3 protein-coding genes and 1 tRNA gene are annotated in these 3,369 nt (G+C 44.6%); 1 reads left to right on the top strand and 3 read right to left on the bottom strand.

Annotation, left to right across the window (positions count from 1 at the left end):
- Positions 1–73 precede the first annotated feature (73 nt).
- From htpX to EBI00_RS15865, 3 genes are all read right to left on the bottom strand, one after another.
- Positions 74–955 carry a protease HtpX gene (htpX, locus tag EBI00_RS15875; protein ID WP_123096905.1) on the bottom strand — a complete coding sequence of 294 codons (882 nt, stop codon included), beginning with the start codon at positions 953–955 and terminating at the stop codon, positions 74–76.
- A gap of 78 nt (positions 956–1,033) precedes the next feature.
- Positions 1,034–2,251: a pyridoxal phosphate-dependent aminotransferase gene (locus EBI00_RS15870; RefSeq protein WP_123096904.1), complete on the bottom strand. Its 1,218-nt coding sequence runs from the start codon at positions 2,249–2,251 to the stop codon at positions 1,034–1,036.
- A gap of 186 nt (positions 2,252–2,437) precedes the next feature.
- Positions 2,438–3,007 carry a YajG family lipoprotein gene (locus EBI00_RS15865; RefSeq protein ID WP_123096903.1) on the bottom strand — a complete coding sequence of 190 codons (570 nt, stop codon included), beginning with the start codon at positions 3,005–3,007 and terminating at the stop codon, positions 2,438–2,440.
- Between the two features lie 195 nt (positions 3,008–3,202).
- Here EBI00_RS15865 and EBI00_RS15860 point away from each other — a divergent pair.
- Positions 3,203–3,278, top strand: a tRNA-Glu gene (locus tag EBI00_RS15860).
- The last annotated feature ends 91 nt before the right edge of the window (positions 3,279–3,369 follow it).

The following is a 3,369-nucleotide window of genomic DNA, read 5'->3' as shown; positions in this document are numbered from 1 at the left end:
TGGTTGTCCAACTATTGGGGGTCACTTCACTTACGCTGGCGTTTTTTTGTATGCAGAATACAGACAAGGAAAATTAAAGTGCCTGTAGGGCCTTTATTCTCACTTCAATCGGTGGATGGCTAGAAAACAGCTGACCGAAAGTCGGTGTTTTGCCTCGACGAATTCCGAATGCCAGCATGGAATCAGGCATACGACTTTCTTCGCTTTCTTGTTGTAAGCGGGCGAGTGCCGCGATCATGGCGCCTTTACCGGCCAGTCTAGCACCGGCTTCATCGGCTCTAAATTCGCGATAACGAGAAAACCACATGACAATCATGGACGCGAGAACACCAAAGAGTATCTCAAAAACGAACGTGACAATGTAATAACTAAAGCCTACGGAACCCTGATTGTCGTCGCCTCTGCGCAAAAATTGGTCGACCGCGTAAGCGGCAATGCGCGCAAAAAACATAACAAACGTATTTACGACCCCTTGTACCAGTGACAATGTGACCATGTCGCCATTGGCAACGTGGCCAATCTCGTGACCCAGAACGGCCTTGATCTCATCTGGTGTGAAGCGATCCATCATGCCACTAGAGACGGCAACGAGTGCGTCGTTTTTGTTCCAGCCCGTTGCGAAAGCATTGGCATCATGGGAGGGGAAGATGGCGACTTCTGGCATTTTAATGCCAGCTTTCTGGGAGAGTTCTTTAACGGTATCGAGTAACCATACTTCTTTATGGTTGCGTGGTGTTTCGATAACCACTGCCCCAGATCCGCGCTTTGCCATAAACTTCGACAAAAACAGCGAAATTAAGCTGCCTGTGAAGCCAAACACAGCACAGAAGATAAGCAAAGACGTAAAATTAAGGCCATTGCTGGTCATATAACCGTTAACGCCTAAAAGACTTAACACAACCCCAGCTACCACCATGACAGCAAGGTTTGTCAATAAAAACAGAATAATACGCATGGAAATATGCTCCTCAAGAAACTGTTAAGGAGCATAGTAGGGCTTTATTGGATTATTTCAATAGGCAAACTTAAACCGTTAGCGTTTCCTTAATCTGCTTAAAAAAGCCGCAAAACGGTCCATGGCGGGTGTGAGGTCTTCTACATGAGGCAAAAAGACAAAACGAACGTGATCTGGTTTGGGCCAATTGAAGCCAGTCCCTTGTACAATAAGGACTTTTTCTTCGCGCAAAAATTGCAAAACCAAATCCATATCATTTTTGATTTTGTACATGGCTGGATCAAGTCGTGGAAAAAGGTACAAAGCGCCTTCTGGTTTATGGCAATGCACTCCAGGTATGGAGTCGAGTGCTTCCCATGCCACCTTGCGTTGTTCGTACAGACGCCCACCAGGAACAATCAGCTCATTAATGCTCTGGTAGCCCCCTAATGCCGTTTGAACAGCGTGTTGAGCGGGTACGTTAGCGCACAGACGCATTGAGCTTAAAATATCCAAGCCGTCTATATAGTCAGTTATTCCACTTCGATCGCCTGTAATCACCATCCAGCCTGAACGAAAGCCGGCCGTACGGTAAACCTTAGATAAGCCGCCAAAGGTAACACAAGGGGCACGACCTTCGGTTAAGGTTGCAGTAGGGATGTGTTGCGCTTCATCATAAAGAATCTTGTCGTAGATTTCGTCAGAAAAAATCAGCAGATTGTGTTCTTCTGCTATATCAATAATGGCTTCTAAAACGGCCTTGCTGTAAACCGCCCCTGTTGGATTGTTAGGGTTAATGATGACAATGGCTTTCGTCTTATTGGATATTTTTGACTTAATATCATTGATGTCAGGTTGCCAGCCAGATTCTTCATCGCATAAGTAATGTTTAACATAGCCGCCAGACAAGGTAGCTGCGGCTGTCCAAAGAGGGTAGTCGGGGGCAGGGATTAAAATCTCATCGCCATCATTTAGTAAGCCTTGCATTGCCATAACGATCAGCTCGCTTACGCCGTTCCCCATCCAGACATGATTAACATCAGCTGACTTGACGCCCATGGCTTGATATTTTTGCATGACGGCTTTACGGGCAGAAAACAAACCTCTGGATTCGGCGTATCCTTGTGAAGTAGGTAAATTGCGAATGACATCTACAAGTATTTCATCGGGGGCTTCAAAACCAAATGGGGCAGGGTTACCGATGTTGAGCTTTAGAATGCGTTGGCCTTCTTCTTCCATGCGTACTGCCTCTTTAAGGACAGGACCACGAATTTCATAACATATATTGGCGAGCTTGTTTGACTTGCGAATCTGCACCGTTTACATCCTTAATTGAGGCTGAGCAAAAGATGTTAACTTTACACCTAACCGGATTGCATTCAAGGTGGCAAAGAGTGATAAGTGCAAAAAAGTCATCTTGATTAAAGAAAAAAGAGGCTGTGCGATTTAGGTAAACTAAAACCGTTCAGCCTCTTTACAGTATGCGATGAAAAATAAGAGGGTTTACTTCAAAAGAATAATTACGTTGGGGTCCCCCAGAAGACGATTCACTGTTTGGCTTGCAAGGTCATTCATGTCTTCTTCAATGGCTTCCTGGTAAGGCATGGTGCCATATTCACGTATTTTTTGAGAGCCGTAGTTCGCTTTGTAAGTTTGGCCTTTTGCTGCTAAAGCCACTTTTAATTCAAAGTCCAATGTCGCAACGGTTTTCAGTTTTTCCACTTCGGTTGTGTAGCTCATTTTCGTGATTTCAATTTGCATGTTGGCGGCTGGCATCACACCTTGCTCTGGTGTGAAGCCCATTTTTTTCAAACCAGACAAAACACTTTGTTTCACGCTTACGGAAATGTCGTTTGTGGTAAAAATGTCTGCTCTTTCATTGATGCCTGTTTTAATTGAACCTATGTTGCTGGTTAATTCTGTGCGTGCAGTCACTTCGATGACACGGCTGTTCGTTAGGTTGGCGTTACTGACTTCTGGTTGTGGGTTGATGTTTACGTAATGGGTTGTTGAGCACCCAGCTAATAAGAGGGTGGACAGTGACAGTATCAGAAAAAAGGGTTTATTTAGCATTTGTGCTCCGATCAGATTGATTTTTAAAGCGACTTTTTGCTTAAGACGCTAAATTAATTAAAAAAACTGTTGATTTTAAACATAGTAACAGTAATATACGCACCCGCTCACACAGCAAGATTGCAACGTTGTCCCATTCGTCTAGANTAGTAACAGTAATATACGCACCCGCTCACACAGCAAGATTGCAACGTTGTCCCATTCGTCTAGAGGCCTAGGACACCGCCCTTTCACGGCGGTAACAGGGGTTCGAACCCCCTATGGGACGCCATCGTTTTCAACGAGTTGGTTTTTGTAGTTTACCTATTTTTGATGTTGTTTGAGAAGTTTTTTTGCGGGAATAGCTCAGTGGTAGAGCACAA

It is taken from the genome of Marinomonas hwangdonensis (assembly GCF_003721245.1).
GTDB lineage: Bacteria > Pseudomonadota > Gammaproteobacteria > Pseudomonadales > Marinomonadaceae > Marinomonas > Marinomonas hwangdonensis.
Note: the sequence above shows the minus strand (reverse complement) of the source record. Positions and strands in the feature narration are given on the sequence as shown.

Excerpts from the sequence above, each read along its gene's own strand:
- htpX (WP_123096905.1), bottom strand. The coding sequence starts at position 955 with ATGCGTATTATTCTGTTTTTATTGACAAACCTTGCTGTCATGGTGGTA.
- EBI00_RS15865 (WP_123096903.1), bottom strand. The coding sequence starts at position 3,007 with ATGCTAAATAAACCCTTTTTTCTGATACTGTCACTGTCCACCCTCTTA.